Genomic DNA, 15,679 nt, shown 5'->3' with positions numbered 1-15,679 from the left:
GCGCCCGTAGCTCAGCTGGATAGAGTACCTGGCTACGAACCAGGTGGTCAGAGGTTCGAATCCTCTCGGGCGCACCATACAGACAGCCTCGACTTCGGTCGGGGCTGTTTTTTTATGGGCGATATTTAACTTTTTGGTGCGGATCCCCGTGCGCTGTTGCGGGTGGATTGCCCGTTTACCTGGCTGTTCTTGTCCTTATTTCTTCCCCTATCTGTGATTGTGCACAGTTCTTCTGATCGTTGTACCGCCTCACCACCCTTTGCCTCATCTATAGGCGCGCTGTATGCCTGCTGTTGCAACGGCAGATGCCGGGCCACTCATCAGCTCATCAATATCCTGCAAGGCCTGCTGAGGCGTTCTGCAGGCAATAAAAAAGGATGCCGCAGCATCCTTTTGTGTTGAGATATTTACTCAGTTTTTCAGCCATTTGCGAATGCGGTTGGCATCGCCGATGGGGGTGCGTTTGCCCACCGAGTTGAGCAGCACGATGGCGAGCTCGCGGCTGTCCGGTTTGGCGCGCATCACCAGACAGCGACCCGCTTCGTCAGTGAAGCCGGTCTTGGAGAGGCGCACGTCCCAATCCGGGTTTTTCACCAGCGGGTTGGTGTTGTTGAACATCAGGCTGTAGGCGGGGGCGCTGAAGCGCATCTCCCGGTTCTCATCCTGAGTGAACTGACGGATCAGCGGCTGGCGATAGGCGGCGGCGGCCAGCTTGCCCAGATCCTGGGCGGTGGAAACGTTGCGGGTGGAGAGGCCGGTGGAGTCGTAGAAGTGGGTATTACGCATACCCAGCTGTCTGGCCTTGTTGTTCATGGCTCGCACGAAGGCGCTGCGACCGCCCGGATAGTGACGCGCCAGTGCCGAGGCCATCCGGTTTTCGGAGGACATCAGCGCCAGATGCAGGGCGTCGCGGCGGGTCACCTTGGTGCCCATGCGGATGCGGGAGTGGGTGTGTTTGACCCGATCCAGATCGTTCTTGTCGACCGTAATGGTCTGGTTGAGATTCTGCTTGGCATCCAGCACCACCAGCGCTGTCATCAGCTTGGTAAGGGAGGCGATAGGACGTACCTTGGTGGCATTCTTCTGGTAGAGCGTCTTGCCCGTTTTTACATCCACGACCAGGGCGCTGCTCGAGCGTACTTCCAGTTTGGCTGGGTTGGGGGCCGCGCTGACCACAGGCAATCCCAGCATTCCCATCAACCCGACAACCAGCGCTGCTGCGCGAATCCGACACCACATACAACCGACTCCATTCCCATCCAAAAAAAGGCGCTAGATTCACTCATTTTTACCCCGGCTTTACAAGGGCCGAGCGGGACTATTTCTGCTATTTGCGCAAAATTGGCGATCAAAAAAGCCCTCTGGCGAGGGCTTTCGGGTCGGGCGTTGGGTGAGGGGTCAATCCCGCGGCTGCGCGGCCCTGCGTTTGCTGATCCAGCGCCAGACCAGTGCCACCATGCCACCCACCAGCAGGGCCACCGGCAGATAGATGATGATGTTGAAGAACTGGGTCTGGTATTCGGCTGCCAGCTTGGTGTGGCTCAGGTAGTAGCCAAACCCGACCAGCGGGCAGATCCACATGATGGAGCTGATCAGATTGACGATGAGAAAGCGCCCCTGGGGCAGCTCGGTGGCACCGACGATGTAGGGGTAGGCGGTGCGTACGAAGGCGATATAGCGCGCGGTGATCAGGGTGATGATCCCGTACTTGTCCAGCAGGTGGTAGACCTTCTGCTGGTGTCGCTCTTCCACGTGGGACATCAGCCGATGGTAGAGCTGGGTGTGGCCGAGAAAGCGCCCCTGCATGTAACCGAGCCAGGTGCCGACAAAGGTAGCCATGATTAACAGCGGGATCACCCCGAGAGACAATACATCCTGATAGATGAGCACGCCGGTGAGGATCAGCAGGCTGTCACCGGGCAGAAAGGCGGTAGGGATGAATCCGTTTTCCAGTACCAGAAACGTCAGAATCACACCACAGATCATGAAGGCCATCTTGGGATCGGAAAGTGTGTTCAGATCGTGATTCATAAAGGCGTAAGCCAGTTGGTAAAACTGCTCCATACTTGCAAACTCCGCAGGTTAGCTGGGTTGATCGGTCAAGGGCATGGCGAGCACCTTGTCGATGCGCAGGCCATCCATGTCAACAATTTCCAGTTGCCACTGTTCCAGTGTCACCAGGTCTCCGGTTTGTGGAACACGACCAAGGAGCAGCATGATAAGCCCTCCGAGGGTGTGATAGTGATGTTTTTCTTCTTCTGGCAGACGAACCAGCTCCAGACAGTCCTTCAATTCCGGCAACGGGATCAGGCCATCGAGCAGCCAGCTGCCGTCGGCGCGCCGGAAGGCCCAGTTGTCCTCGCCATCCTCCTGCTGGAAATCCCCCGCCAGCGCCTCCAGCAGATCCTGCTGGGTGACCAGTCCCTGCAACTCGCCATATTCGTCCACCACCAGCGCCATCTGTTCGCTGTGGGTGCGGAAGTGGTTGAGCAGCTCGACGCCGTTGAGGGTCTCGGGCAGCAAGCTGCCCTCCTGGGTCAGGGCTGCCAGATCGATGGGCTCCCCCTTGATATAGGCGTGCAGCACCTTGCTGACATTGATGATACCCACCAATTCTGACAGGTTGCCGTCGCAGACCGGAAAATAGCTGTGGCGATACTCCACCAGCCGCTGCAGGTTGGTCTCCAGCGGCAGTGCCAGATCCAGATAGCGGATATCGCTGCGCGGCACCATCAGGGAGGAGAGGCTGCGCTCGTCGAGACGGAAGACGTTGCGCAGCATGGTGTGTTCATGATCCTCGATCACCCCGGCTTCAGAGCCCTCCACCAGCATGGCGTGGATCTCCTCCTCGGTAACGTTGGCGCTGCCGTTCTGGTTGACCCGCAGCAGCCGCAGGCTGGCATTGGTGGAGGCCGACAGCAGCCAGACGAAGGGGCGTGTCAGGGTGGCGAGCCAGTGCATGGGGCGGGCCACCAGACAGGCGATGCGCTCGGCATTGAGCTGGCCGAGCCGCTTGGGCACCAGCTCCCCCACCACGATGGAGAGATAAGTAACCACCACCACCACGATGACGGTGGCGATCAGGCCACTGCTCTTGGCCGGGAGTCCCCACTCCTGCAACCAGAGGGAGAAGGGCTGGGCCAGTAGCGATTCGCCATAAATACCGTTGAGCAGGCCGATGCTGGTAATGCCGATTTGGACGGCAGAGAGAAAATGGGTCGGGTCTTCGCCCAGTTTGAGGGCAATGGCGGCGGAGCGGTTGCCTTCAGAGGCAAGCTTGCCGAGGCGAGCCTTGCGTGCGGTGACGATGGCGATTTCTGACATGGCGAAGACACCATTAAGCAAAATCAATCCCAGCAGGATCAATATTTCCATACAGCAACAGCACTCCTTGAGTGGATAAGATCGCTGGCAGTGTAATGAATTTGGCGGCGATGTGCTTGTGAAAGCGGGTGATCCGGCTCGCTAATTTGATGACAGCGCTCTGGGATGGCTGAAAAAGATGACCGGAAAAGGGAGGGATGGCCCCGCCAAACGGCGTAATGGGCGAGGCAGCATTGCAGGAGGGAAAAGGGCGGGAAGTCCCGCCCTTGCTTGTCATGGTTCAGACAACCGTTATCAGAACTGCTGGAACCAGCGCTGGATCTGGGCCGGATCCTTGCTCTGGGTCAGGGAGAGCATCAGCAGCACCCGCGCCTTCTGCGGGTTGAGAGTGCCGGAGGCCACGAAGCCGTACTTGGCATCATCGATCTCGGCATCCAGGGTGGTGGCGCCGGTCGGTACGCGGGCGGAGCGCACTACCCGGATGCCGTCTTTGCTCGCCTTGGCCAGGGTGTCGAACAGGGTGTGGTAGAGGTTGCCGTTGCCCACCCCGGCGCTGACGATGCCGTCGAACTTGGCATCCACCATCGCCTTGGCCGGCAAGTCGGTGGCGTTGGCGTAGCTGTAGACGATGCCCACTTGCGGCAGCTTGTCGAGCTTGCTCACGTCAAACGGCGTCTTGCTGGTGTGCAGACGGGCCGGGCTGCGCTGATAGTCGATCTTGCCGTTGTGGATGTAACCGAGCGGGCCAAAGTTGGGGGAAGCAAAGGTCTGCACCCCGGTGGTGTTGGTCTTGGTGACGTCGCGGGCATCCAGCACTGTGTCGTTCATCGCCACCATCACGCCACGGCCCTTGGAGGCGGGGTCGGAGGCGGTCACTACGGCGTTGTAGAGGTTGAGCGGGCCATCGGCACTCATGGCGGTGGAGGGGCGCATGGCGCCGACCAGCACCACCGGCTTGTCGCTCTTGACGGTCAGATTGAGGAAGTAGGCGGTCTCTTCCATGGTGTCGGTGCCGTGGGTAATGACGATGCCATCCACGTCATCCTTGGCCAGCAGCTCGTTGACCCGCTTGGCCAGCTTGAGCCACACCTCGTCGTTCATGTCCTGGGAGCCGATCTTGACCACCTGCTCACCCTGCACATCGGCCACGTTCTTCATCTCGGGCACGGCGGCGATCAGGGTTTCGATGGCCACCTTGCCAGCCTCGTAGTTGGACTGGGTAGCCGACTGGCCTGCCCCGGCAATGGTGCCGCCTGTTGCCAGAATATGGACGTTTGGCAGGGCCATGGCCATGGGGGAGAGGGTCAGGCCGACGACAGCGGCGAGCAGGGTCTTGCGGATCGGTAGGGTCATGCTGCAAATCCTTATGGTTGGAATAATCGCAGCAAGTTTGCCCGTTTAATAACCCCGGTCTGTGATAAAACTCACCAAAAGACAGGTGAGTACAGATTTTTAACCTGTTTTATACCTCTATGGAGATAATTTAACTCGCAGAGAAACCCTTGGCTTCGATCAGGGCGATCAGCTCTGCCTTGCTCAGCTCGCTCTCGATGAAGGCCTTGCTGCTGGTGAAATCGACGGTTGCGGTGGTGACCGCAGGCTGGGCCAGCAGTGCTTTTTGCAGACTGGCGGCGCAGCCACCACAGGACATGCCGGACACGGTGAGTTCGATGGTCATGGGATATCTCCTCTGTTGATGAGCGCCAGCCTAAAGCTGCCGCCTCCGGCAAGGTCAAGCCGTCAGTACATAAGACCCAGATAGCTCATCAGGATGGCTCCCTGCCGGTGTATGGGAGCCAAGGTTCGTGGTGGCGATGAGGTTGGCAGTTTCCTCGGGCAGGGTCAGTACATAAGACCGAGATAATTCATCAGAGTTGCCCCGAGGCTGGTAGTGACCAGCGAACCGAGGGTGGTGGTGGCGATGATGTTTGCGGCCAGCACGCTGTCGCCCCCCATGGCACGGGCCATCACATAGCTGGCGGCGGCAGTCGGGGTAGCGCTGATGAGAAACAGAATGCCCAGCTCCAGATGGCTGAAGCCGAGCAGGGCCGCCCCCAGAGTGAACGCAGCCGGAATGAGACAGAGCCGCATGATGCTGGCCCAGCCCGCAATGGCTGCACCACCACGCAGGGCATCGAGGCTGAGAGAGGCGCCGGTGCAGAGCAGCGCCAGCGGCAACGTCATGTTGGCGAAGTAGCTGCCGGTGGTGAGCAGCAGTTGCGGCATCTTGATACCGAGCAGGGTAAAGGGCAGCGCCGCCACAATGGCGATGATCAACGGATTCTTGATGATGCCGAGCAGAATGGGGCGAATGCCGGTGGCACCGCCGAGACTGCGGGTGAGGGTGATCACTGCGAGAATGTTGTAGAGCACGGTCACCGCGCCGACGTAGAAGGCCGCCGCCCCCAACCCCTCGTGGCCGTAGGCGTTCTGCACATAGGCGAGCCCGATAATGGCGCTGTTGCCGCGAAAGCTCCCCTGCACGAAGATCCCGCGCAGCCGCTGCTCCCCGATAAAACGTCCGGCCAGCAGCTCCAGCACCAGATAGCTGATAACGGTGGCGAGCAGGCCATAGCCGATAAACCAGAGGCTCGGCATGGTGGCGAAGTTGGTACCCAGAATACTGAGAAAGAGCAGAGCGGGCAGGGTGACCTGAAACACCAGTCGCGAGGCGGATTCGGTAAAGGGATCCGGCAGCAGCCCCAGCCGCTTGAGCAAGATGCCGAGCAGCAGCACCACGCAGATGGGGCCTGTGATGGAGAGGGAGAAGAGCAGACTGGCCAGCAGATCCATGATGGGCATCCTGTGCTGTGCCCACACACCCTGACGGCGGGGCAAAAAGGGCATTCTAACGCCATGGGCTTGTATTCACAGGGGTTAATCACAACAATGTGGGCAATTCCACCGCCTAGCCTCCTGTGAGCCAATTCATGGACAAGAAACTGACCATCCTCGATATCGCCAGACTGAGTGGCGTCGGCAAGTCGACCGTCTCCCGGGTGCTCAACCAGGATCCCAAGGTGAAGCAGGAGACCCGCGAGCGGGTGGAGCAGATCATCGCCGAACATGGCTTCGTGCCGAGCAAGTCGGCGCGGGCCATGCGCAGCCAGAGCCAGCAGGTGGTGGGGATCATTGTTTCCCGGCTCGACTCCAGCTCGGAAAATCAGGCGGTGCGCGGCATGCTGGAGACCCTCTACCTGCGTGGCTACGATGCTGTGCTGATGGAGAGCAAGTTCTCCCCCGCCAAGGTGCAGGAGCATCTGGCGGTGCTGGAGCGGCGCGGGGTGGATGGCATTATCCTGTTCGCCTTCAATGACTTGGACTATGCCGCCATGACGCCGCTGAAAGAGAAGCTGGTGCTGGTCGCTCGTGAATATCCCGGTTTCTCCTCGGTCTGCTTTGACGACGTCGGTGCGGTGCGCACCATGCTGGCGCAACTGGCCAGCCGTGACGCCCGCGACATCGCCTATCTGGGGGTGGATACCTCGGATCTCACCACCGGCCAGCGCCGCCTAGATGCTTATCTCGCTTACTGCGCAGAGCAGGGGTTGCGCCCGCGCAGCGCCCTCGGTGATCTCAGCCTGCAGAGCGGCTATCGGCTGGCGGCCGAGCTGCTGACGCCCTCCACCCAAGCGCTGGTCTGCGCCAGCGACACCCTCGCCATCGGTGCGGCAAAATACCTTCAAGAACAAGGGCGTAGCGAGGTGCTGGTGACCGGCCTTGGCAATAACCCCATGCTCAGCTTCCTCTTCCCCAACGCCCTCAGTCTCGATTTGGGTTACAAAGGGGCGGGGGAGCAGGCGGCGCGTCAGCTGCTCGGCCAGATTGAGCAGGCTCAGCCCCCGCTGGTGACTATCGCCCCCTGCCGAACCCTGTGAGCCCCATCACTTCCGACTGAACAAAAAGTGTGCTTTCTGTGACGCTGGCCACGAACTGGGAACGTTCCCATTTCGATCTGGCTAGATTGTCGGCATGCTAAATGGGAACGATACCAAAAACGCTCCGGCCGACAGACTGGCTCAAAAGGGCGATACAGACCACTATTCAATGGCGTCACAGAGGGAAGACCCATGTCCAAGATCAACGCACAGCAGCTTGCCACCCTGATCGACAAGATCGGCGGCAAGGAGAACATCGCCACCGTCAGCCACTGCCTGACTCGGTTGCGCTTCGTCCTGAACGATCCGGCCAAGGCCGACAGCAAGGCTATCGAGACCATTCCGGCAGTGAAGGGAAGCTTCACCCAGGGCGGTCAGTTCCAAGTGGTGATCGGCAACGAGGTGGAGCAGTGGTACAAGGCGCTGACCGAGCAGCTCGGCGTCAGCGGTGGCAGCAAGGAGACCGCCAAGCAGGCGGCTCGCCAGAACATGAACCCGCTGGAGCGGGGCATCTCCCATCTGGCGGAGATCTTCGTACCGCTGCTGCCCGCCATCATCACCGGCGGTCTGATCCTGGGCTTTCGCAACGTCATTGGCGACATCAAGATGTTTGACGATGGCACTCACACCCTCACCGAGATCAGCCAGTTCTGGGCTCAGGTACACGCCTTCCTCTGGCTGCTGGGCGAGGCGATTTTCCACTTCCTGCCGGTTGGTGTTTGCTGGTCTGCAGTGAAGAAGATGGGCGGCTCCGAGATCCTGGGTATCGTGCTGGGGGTGACGCTGGTGTCACCGCAGTTGATGAACGCCTACGGCATCGGCCAGCAGACTCCCGAGGTGTGGGACTTCGGCCTGTTCGTGATCCAGAAGGTGGGCTATCAGGCACAGGTCATTCCGGCGCTGCTGGCGGGTGTCTTCCTCGCCTGGGTGGAGACCAACCTCAAGCGGATCATTCCGGCTTACCTATATCTGGTGATTGTGCCGTTTGTCTCGCTGCTGCTGGCAGTGATCGTGGCCCACGCCTTTATCGGCCCGTTCGGTCGCTGGATTGGTGATGGCGTCGGTTTCGCTGCCAAGGCCGCCATGACTGGCTCCTTCGCTCCCATCGGCGCTGCCCTGTTCGGTTTCCTCTATGCACCGCTGGTCATTACCGGTATCCACCACACCACCAACGCAGTGGATCTGCAGCTGATGCAGAGCATGGGTGGCACCCCGATTTGGCCGCTGATCGCCCTCTCCAACATCGCTCAGGCTTCTGCGGTCGTCGGCATCATTCTGATTAGCCGCAAGGAGAACGAACGGGAAATCTCCGTGCCTGCCGCCATCTCCGCCTATCTCGGGGTGACCGAACCAGCCATGTACGGCATCAACCTCAAGTACAAGTTCCCCATGCTGTGCGCCATGGTGGGTTCCAGCCTTGCCGCCCTCATCTGCGGTTTCGCCGGGGTGATGGCCAACGGCATCGGGGTGGGCGGCCTGCCGGGCATCCTTTCCATCCAGCCGCAATACTGGGCGGTATTTGCCATCGCCATGCTGGTCGCCATCGTGGTGCCGGTGGTGCTGACCCTGCTGGTCTACAAGCGCCAGCAAGCCGCTGGCAAGTTGACCCAAGCCAGCGCCTGACAATGATTATCAGGGCGACCCGCGGGTCGCCCTCTCCATTTCATATTCGAGACAAGAGAAAGACCCATGAGCCAAACACCCTGGTGGCAGAGTGCCGTGATTTACCAGATTTACCCCAAGAGCTTTCAGGATTCCGCTGCCCGTGGCACCGGCGACCTCAAGGGGATCATGGCCCGCCTCGACTATCTCAAAACCCTGGGGGTCGATGCCCTCTGGCTGACCCCTGTCTACGTATCCCCGCAGGTGGACAACGGCTACGACATTGCCGACTACCTTGCCATCGACCCCGCCTACGGCACCATGGCCGATTTCGAGGCGCTGCTGGCTGCCGCCCACGCGCGCGACATCCGCATCGTGATGGATATAGTAGTGAACCACACCTCCACCGAGCACGCCTGGTTCAAGTCGGCGCTGGGGGATAAAAACAGCCCCTACCGCGACTACTACATCTGGCGCGATCCGGTGGATGGCGGCGTGCCCAACAACTGGCAATCCAAGTTTGGTGGCAGCGCCTGGGAGCTGGACTCAGCCACCGGCCAGTACTACCTGCACCTGTTTGCCCGCGAGCAGGCGGATCTCAACTGGGAAAATCCGGCGGTGCGCGCCGAGGTGAAAAACATCATTCACTTCTGGGCCAAGAAGGGGGTGGATGGGTTCCGGCTCGACGTTATCAACCTTATCTCCAAGGATCAGACCTTCCCGAACGACGATATTGGCGATGGCCGCCGCTTCTACACCGACGGGCCGCGCATCCACGAATTCCTGCAGGATGTGAGCTGCGATGTGTTTGCTCCTGTCGGCGCCATGACGGTGGGGGAGATGTCCTCTACTTCGCTGGAGCACTGCCAGCGCTATGGCGCACTGGATGGCTCCGAGCTCTCCATGGTGTTCAACTTCCACCACCTCAAGGTGGATTACCCCAACGGCGACAAGTGGACCAAGGCGCCGTTCGATTTCCTCGAACTCAAGCGCATCTTCAACCACTGGCAGAGCGGTATGCACGGCAAGGGGTGGTCGGCGCTGTTCTGGTGCAACCACGATCAGCCGCGCATCGTCTCCCGTTTCGGCGATGAGGGTGAGCATCGGGTCGTGGCCGCCAAGATGCTGGCCAGTACGCTGCACGGCCTGCAAGGCACCCCCTACATCTATCAGGGGGAGGAGATCGGCATGACCAACCCCGGCTATCAGCACATCGATGACTATCAGGATGTGGAGAGCCGCAACATCTTCGCCATCAAGCTGGCGGAAGGGATGAGCGAGGCCGAGATCCTCGCCATTCTCGGCGCCAAGTCCCGCGACAACTCGCGCACGCCGATGCAGTGGAGCGCAGCGGCCAATGCAGGTTTCACCAGCGGGACGCCCTGGCTCAAGCCTGCCGCCAACTATCCCGAGATCAACGCCGAGGCGGCGCTGGCCGACCAGCACTCGGTGTTCTGGCATTATCGGGATCTCATCGCCATTCGCAAGGCGCACCCCATCTTCACTCAGGGGGATTATCAGGAACTACTGGCCGGGCACCCGCAGATCTGGGCCTATGCCCGCCGTGCCAACGGTCAGACCCTGCTGGTGGTGAGCAACTTCTACGGCGAGCCGGTGGAGTTTGCCTTGCCTGCCGAGCTGCAAAGTGGGCAAGGTCGGCTGCTGCTCGGCAACTACCCGGATAGCCCGGCCCAACCGCAATCGGGTATGCTGCGCCCTTATGAATCCCTGATCTGGCTGATGGAGTAGGTAATGGAGAAGGTGGTGCGCGGTAGCGAGTGGCAGAAGATGGCTGCGGGGAAGCCCTATGACGCGGCTGACCCCGAGCTCAAAGCGGCACGTGAGCGCTGCCGAAGGCTTTATCACACCTTCAACACCTGCTGGCAGGAGAAACCGGCGCGGGATGCTTTGCTGCACGAGCTGCTCGGTGGCCGCGGCCAGGAGTGTGCCATCAATCCGCCGTTCTTCTGCGACTATGGCGCCAATATCTTCGTCGGCGAGAACTTCTACGCCAACGTCAATTGCACCATCCTCGACGTCTGTGAGGTGCATATCGGCGACAACGTGCTGCTGGCGCCCGGGGTGCAGATCTACACCGCCGCTCACCCGGTGGCGGTGGTGCCACGTATCAAGGGTGTCGAGTTCGGCAAGCCGGTGCGGATCGGCCACAACGTCTGGATTGGCGGCAGCGTCGTCATCTGCCCCGGCGTCACCATCGGTGACAACAGCGTCATCGGTGCCGGTTCGGTGGTGACCAAAGATGTGCCCGCCAACGTGGTGGCGGCTGGCAACCCCTGTCGGGTATTGCGGGCGATGACAGCGGAGGAGCTTGCGGGCCTCGAATAGGCATTTTCGAGGGGCTTGGTGGCGCTTTTTGTCATTTATTTTTCAAATGATATGGCTTTAATCATTTGCTTATCGAATGGCTGATAACCCCTCAAAACGCCCAGTTGGCGCGGTTTCGGGGCGATTTATCCCTTCCGTAGCGTTCCCCCGATCGACATGAAAACGGGCCCCGGTTCGGATTCTTGTCCATTGATTGCTCATGTCTGGCTGAGGGCGGCCGATACTCTTTGATGCAGGAGGTAACCTATGGACATATCCAGCTCTGCAAATGCGTCGTTCGGTTCTGCGTTGATGGCGGCCAGTCTGGCCAAAAAACAGCAGACCCAAGAGGGCGAATCCGCACTGAAATTGCTGCAAACCGCAGCGCAATCCGCTCCGGCTGCGCCGACATCGGCCAGCGCTTCCCTCGGAAGCAATATCGATATCCGCGTCTGAGCGATAAAAAAGCCTCCATCTCTCGATGGGGGCTTTCTTTTTATTGGGCTGTTACCTGTCAGGCTCAGACCGGGAAAGGGGCTGGCGCCTCGAAGGTCATCCGCTCGCCGCTGCGGGGGTGGCTGATGGTCAGGCTGGCCGCATGCAGATAAAGATGCGGTGCTGCCGCCAGCGCATCCGGATGGGCGTAGAGGTTGTCACCCAGGATCGGGTGCCCCAGCTCCAGCATATGAACCCGCAGCTGATGGGAGCGACCGGTAATCGGGGTCAGCTTGATCAGGCTGTTGCCATTCTCCACCTTCAGCTTCTGCCACAGGGTCAGGGCATGGCGCCCCTCCTCATGGTCAACTTTCTGTTTCGGCCGGTTGGGCCAGTCGACGCAGAGCGGCAGATCCACTTCGCCCGCATCCTGTTCCGGTTCACCCCACACCCATGCGAGGTAGTGCTTCTCGGTCTCCCGCTCGCGGAATTGCCGGCTCAGCTCCCGGTGGGAGTTGGGATTGAGCGGGATCACCAGCACGCCGGTGGTCGCCATGTCGAGGCGATGGGCGGCTGCCGCCTTGGGGTGCTGCTGCTTGACCCGATGGAGCACGCTGTCTTCATTCTCGGGGCCGCGCCCGGGGACGCTCAGCAGGCCAGTGGGCTTGTTGACCACCATGATGTCCTTGTCCTTGAACAGGATATCGAGCCAGGGTTCCAGGGGCGGTGAGTATACAAACATAGCGTCTCGCATCTTTGGTCAAAGCGGGGGCAAGCCCCCATCAGTTATGGGTTACCACGATAAAAAGTGCATGGCATCCAACTTGCGTTGGGTTTGGCCATTTCACCGTTTTATCAGTTATGGGTCACCACAATAAAGCGGATGGCATCCAGCTTGAGCTGGGTCTGGTCGATCAGGTGGTGCAATTCTGCCTGCAGATTGCGCAGATATTCCAGCTCGCTGTCGCGCACGTTCGGGTTGACCGCCTTGAGCGCCTCCAGACGATCGAGATCCTGCTGCAGGGTCTGCGCCATCTGGGTGCGGGCCTTGTCGACAATCCCGGCCTTCAGCTCTTCGGCAATCGCCTGACCCTGGCCAATCAGACCATGGATCACCGGCTGGGACGCAGTCACCAGCTTGCTGCCGAGGTGGCGGTTGACCGGCGTCAGCTGGCGGTTGAACGCATCGAACGCCACCTTCTCGCCGAGGTTGTTGCCGTTCTTGTCCATCAGCAGGCGGATCGGTGTTGGCGGCATGAAGCGGTAGAGCTGGGGATGAGCCGCAGACTCGGCGACGAAGATCAGCTCCAGCAGGATGGAACCGACCGGCAGCGCCTTGTTCTTGAGCAGAGCCACCGAGGTGGCACCGATCTCGGAGCCGAGGATCAGGTCGATACCGCCGCGCATCATGGGGTGATCCCAAGAGAGGAACGACATATCGTCCCGCGACAGGGCGGTGGTGCGATCAAAGGTGATGGTCATGCCGTCTTGCGGCAGGCCCGGGAAGCTGGGCACCAGCATGTGATCGCCCGGCATCAGCACCAGCGCGTTCTCGCCGCGATCATCCTGATTGACGCCGATCTCGTCGAACATCTTGAGGGCGAAGGAGATCATGCCGGTGTCGTCATCTTCGGCAGCCAGCTTCTCGACCAGCTGTTTGGCAGCTTCGCCACCGCTGGAGTGGATCTCCAGCAGACGATCGCGGCCCTGTTCCAGCTTGGCCTTGAGCGGCTCGTGCAGTTCGCGGGTGCGGGTCAGCAGCGCTTCGAGGGTCGCCTGATCACCGGTATTGGCAGCCAGCAGCTCGAACAGTTCGTCACGCACGGCTTCAAATACCGGGCGGGCGGTCGGGCAGGTCTGCTCGAACGCATCGAGGCCATCGTGATACCAGAGCTGCAAGGCGCGCTGGGAGGTGCCCTCCAGATAGGGGACGTGAATCTCGACGGTGTTCTGCTGACCGATACGGTCCAGTCGACCGATCCGCTGTTCCAGCAGATCCGGGTTGAGGGGCAGATCGAACAGCACGAGATGGCTGGCAAACTGGAAGTTGCGACCTTCGGAGCCGATCTCGGAGCAGAGCAGCACCTGGGCGCCCCCCTCAGCTTGAGCGAAATAGGCGGAGGCCTTGTCCCGCTCGAGGATGGACATCCCCTCGTGGAACACGGCACCACGGATCCCTTCACGGGTTCGCAGCGCCTCTTCCAGCGCGATGGCGGTCGCTGCTTCGGAGCAGATCACCAGCACCTTCTGCTGACGGGCAGAGAGCAGCAGCTCCAGCAACCATTCAACGCGTGGGTCGAACTGAGTCCAGGTGGCGCTGTCGCCTTCAAACTGCTGGAAGATCTTCTCGGGGTAGAGGTAGCGCAGGGCGCGGGTCTGCAGATCGCCACCGTTGCCACCCATCATGCCCATCACCTTGATGGCGGTCTTGTACTGCTCCGGCAGCGGCATGGGGTAGACGTTGAGATGCCGCTCGGGGAAGCCTTGAATATTGGCGCGGCTGTTGCGAAACAGGACGCGGCCGGTGCCGTGCTGATCCAGCAGCTTGGCGACCGCCTGTTGACGGGCGGCGGCATCGCTCAAGTCCAGCCCTTCCAGCTGGCTGGCGAGGATCTGTTTGGCTTCATCGCTCAGGGTCTCGCCATCCAGCAGCTCTTGCGCGGCGCTGGCGACCTGACCATAGGCCTGCTCCTCGGCGAGGAAGGCGTCGTAGTCGTAGAAACGCTCGGGGTCGAGCAGGCGCAGACGGGCGAAGTGGCTCTGGTGGCCCAGCTGATCCGGGGTTGCGGTTAGCAGCAGCACGCCCGGCACCTGTTCGGCCAGCGCTTCCACCATTTCATAGGCACGGCTCGGCGCCTCTTCGCTCCATTCAAGATGGTGCGCTTCATCGACAACCAGCAGATCCCACTCGGCTTCCAGCACCTGCTCGAAGCGACGACGCTTCTTGCGCAGGAAATCGAGGCTGCAGATCACCAGCTGTTCGGTCTCGAAGGGGTTTTCCGCATCGGCGAATGCCTCGATGCAGCGCTCCTCGTCAAACAGGGAGAAGTGCAGGTTGAAGCGGCGCAGCATCTCGACCAGCCACTGATGCTGGAGCGTTTCGGGCAGCAGGATCAGCACTCGATGGGCACGGCCGGAGAGCAGCTGCTGATGAATGATCATGCCCGCTTCGATGGTTTTGCCCAGACCCACCTCATCGGCCAGCAGTACGCGCGGGGCGTAGCGGTGACCCACTTCGTGGGCAATATAGAGCTGGTGCGGGATCAGGCTGACCCGGCCGCCGGCCAGACCGCGGGTCGGATTGCGACGACGCTTGTGCTGGTTGACCAGCGCCTCGTAGCGCAGGGTAAAGCGGGACATCCGATCGATCTGACCGGCGAATAGGCGATCCTGCGGCTTGTTGAACTTGATAAAGTTGTTGAGAAACACTTCCTTGAGAACAACCGGCTCATCATTGTCGGTGCGAACACCTACATATATAAGCAGGCCATCTTTCTCCTGCACTTCGTCGACCGTCATGGTCCAGTCTTCGTGACTGGCAATCTGATCGCCCACATTGAAGCTGACCCGGGTCACCGGCGCCTCTTCTTTGGCATACATGCGGTTTTCACCGGTAGCCGGGAACAACAGGGTAACCATGCGTCCTTCAACAGCAACGACAGTCCCCAAACCAAGATCCGTCTCTGTATCACTAATCCAACGCTGGCCAAGTGCAAAAGGCATTAAACTCTCCAAAGCCCAAGAGTGTGTGAATCGCAAAGGGGCGCTATGTTACCCGAAGGAGTGACCTCGATCACCAAGGATATAGAGGGATGAGATCAAATCATGATGGCCCTGATTTGTCGTAGAGAAGGCACTAAAGAAGATAGCCGGAGGCGACTGTGGTGGGCTGTTTCGTGGAATAAATCATCGTTTCGAACAATAAGTAAGCGGTTGCGCCGAAAATACGAATTTAATGCAAAAACACCCTTGCCAACGTGATCAGGATCCCTATAATGCGCCTCCATCGACACGGCAAGCGGCAACGCAAACAGCCGGGTCGGTAACCTCGAAAAGCCTTTGCAAATAAGGCTTGACTCGAGAAGGCGGTTGAGTAGAATGCCACTCCCGCAGCA

The 15,679-nt window shown here is 60.2% G+C and carries 14 protein-coding genes and 1 tRNA gene; 6 read left to right on the top strand and 9 right to left on the bottom strand.

Annotated elements, in window-relative coordinates:
* Positions 1-77 (top strand) — tRNA-Arg (locus tag OKC31_RS14020).
* A 334-nt stretch (positions 78-411) separates the two neighbouring features.
* Here OKC31_RS14020 and pbpG read toward each other — a convergent pair.
* From pbpG to OKC31_RS13990, 6 genes are all read right to left on the bottom strand, one after another.
* Complete coding sequence (gene pbpG, locus OKC31_RS14015; protein WP_247823855.1) at positions 412-1,239, bottom strand: D-alanyl-D-alanine endopeptidase; 828 nt, start codon at positions 1,237-1,239, stop codon at positions 412-414.
* A 159-nt stretch (positions 1,240-1,398) separates the two neighbouring features.
* Positions 1,399-2,064 (bottom strand): DedA family protein, encoded by a 666-nt coding sequence (locus tag OKC31_RS14010; protein WP_247823856.1) that lies wholly within the window; start codon positions 2,062-2,064, stop codon positions 1,399-1,401.
* Between the two features lie 18 nt (positions 2,065-2,082).
* Entirely contained in the window at positions 2,083-3,375 is a 1,293-nt protein-coding gene (locus OKC31_RS14005; RefSeq protein ID WP_040069001.1) for a hemolysin family protein, read from the bottom strand.
* Positions 3,376-3,618: 243 nt separating this feature from the next.
* Positions 3,619-4,677 carry an L-asparaginase 2 gene (ansB, locus tag OKC31_RS14000; protein WP_005348754.1) on the bottom strand — a complete coding sequence of 353 codons (1,059 nt, stop codon included), beginning with the start codon at positions 4,675-4,677 and terminating at the stop codon, positions 3,619-3,621.
* A 130-nt stretch (positions 4,678-4,807) separates the two neighbouring features.
* Entirely contained in the window at positions 4,808-5,002 is a 195-nt protein-coding gene (locus OKC31_RS13995) for a heavy-metal-associated domain-containing protein (RefSeq protein ID WP_247823857.1), read from the bottom strand.
* A 164-nt stretch (positions 5,003-5,166) separates the two neighbouring features.
* Positions 5,167-6,117, bottom strand: coding sequence for an AEC family transporter (locus OKC31_RS13990; RefSeq protein ID WP_247823858.1), 951 nt, complete (start codon positions 6,115-6,117; stop codon positions 5,167-5,169).
* A 137-nt stretch (positions 6,118-6,254) separates the two neighbouring features.
* Here OKC31_RS13990 and treR point away from each other — a divergent pair, with 137 nt between their 5' ends.
* From treR to OKC31_RS13965, 5 genes are all read left to right on the top strand, one after another.
* Positions 6,255-7,202 carry a trehalose operon repressor TreR gene (treR, locus tag OKC31_RS13985; RefSeq protein WP_247823859.1) on the top strand — a complete coding sequence of 316 codons (948 nt, stop codon included), beginning with the start codon at positions 6,255-6,257 and terminating at the stop codon, positions 7,200-7,202.
* A 192-nt stretch (positions 7,203-7,394) separates the two neighbouring features.
* Complete coding sequence (gene treB, locus OKC31_RS13980; protein ID WP_005348758.1) at positions 7,395-8,825, top strand: PTS trehalose transporter subunit IIBC; 1,431 nt, start codon at positions 7,395-7,397, stop codon at positions 8,823-8,825.
* A gap of 66 nt (positions 8,826-8,891) precedes the next feature.
* Positions 8,892-10,553: an alpha,alpha-phosphotrehalase gene (gene treC / locus OKC31_RS13975; protein ID WP_247823860.1), complete on the top strand. Its 1,662-nt coding sequence runs from the start codon at positions 8,892-8,894 to the stop codon at positions 10,551-10,553.
* Between the two features lie 3 nt (positions 10,554-10,556).
* Entirely contained in the window at positions 10,557-11,150 is a 594-nt protein-coding gene (locus OKC31_RS13970; protein ID WP_247823861.1) for a sugar O-acetyltransferase, read from the top strand.
* 246 nt (positions 11,151-11,396) lie between these two features.
* On the top strand, positions 11,397-11,585 hold the full coding sequence (locus OKC31_RS13965; protein WP_019446232.1) for a hypothetical protein: 189 nt from the start codon (positions 11,397-11,399) through the stop codon (positions 11,583-11,585).
* Positions 11,586-11,649: 64 nt separating this feature from the next.
* Here OKC31_RS13965 and rluA read toward each other — a convergent pair whose 3' ends face one another.
* From rluA to OKC31_RS13950, 3 genes are all read right to left on the bottom strand, one after another.
* A complete protein-coding gene (gene rluA, locus OKC31_RS13960; protein ID WP_247823862.1) occupies positions 11,650-12,306 on the bottom strand; it encodes a bifunctional tRNA pseudouridine(32) synthase/23S rRNA pseudouridine(746) synthase RluA in 657 nt (218 codons plus the stop codon).
* A 113-nt stretch (positions 12,307-12,419) separates the two neighbouring features.
* A complete protein-coding gene (rapA, locus tag OKC31_RS13955; RefSeq protein WP_247823863.1) occupies positions 12,420-15,287 on the bottom strand; it encodes an RNA polymerase-associated protein RapA in 2,868 nt (955 codons plus the stop codon).
* 95 nt (positions 15,288-15,382) lie between these two features.
* The coding region (locus OKC31_RS13950) for a hypothetical protein (RefSeq protein ID WP_270657086.1) at positions 15,383-15,679 on the bottom strand (297 nt) is incomplete at its 5' end.

The organism is Aeromonas sp. Y293-4 (assembly GCF_027705905.1).
GTDB classification, from domain to species: Bacteria; Pseudomonadota; Gammaproteobacteria; order Enterobacterales; family Aeromonadaceae; genus Aeromonas; species Aeromonas veronii.
Note: the sequence above shows the minus strand (reverse complement) of the source record. Positions and strands in the feature narration are given on the sequence as shown.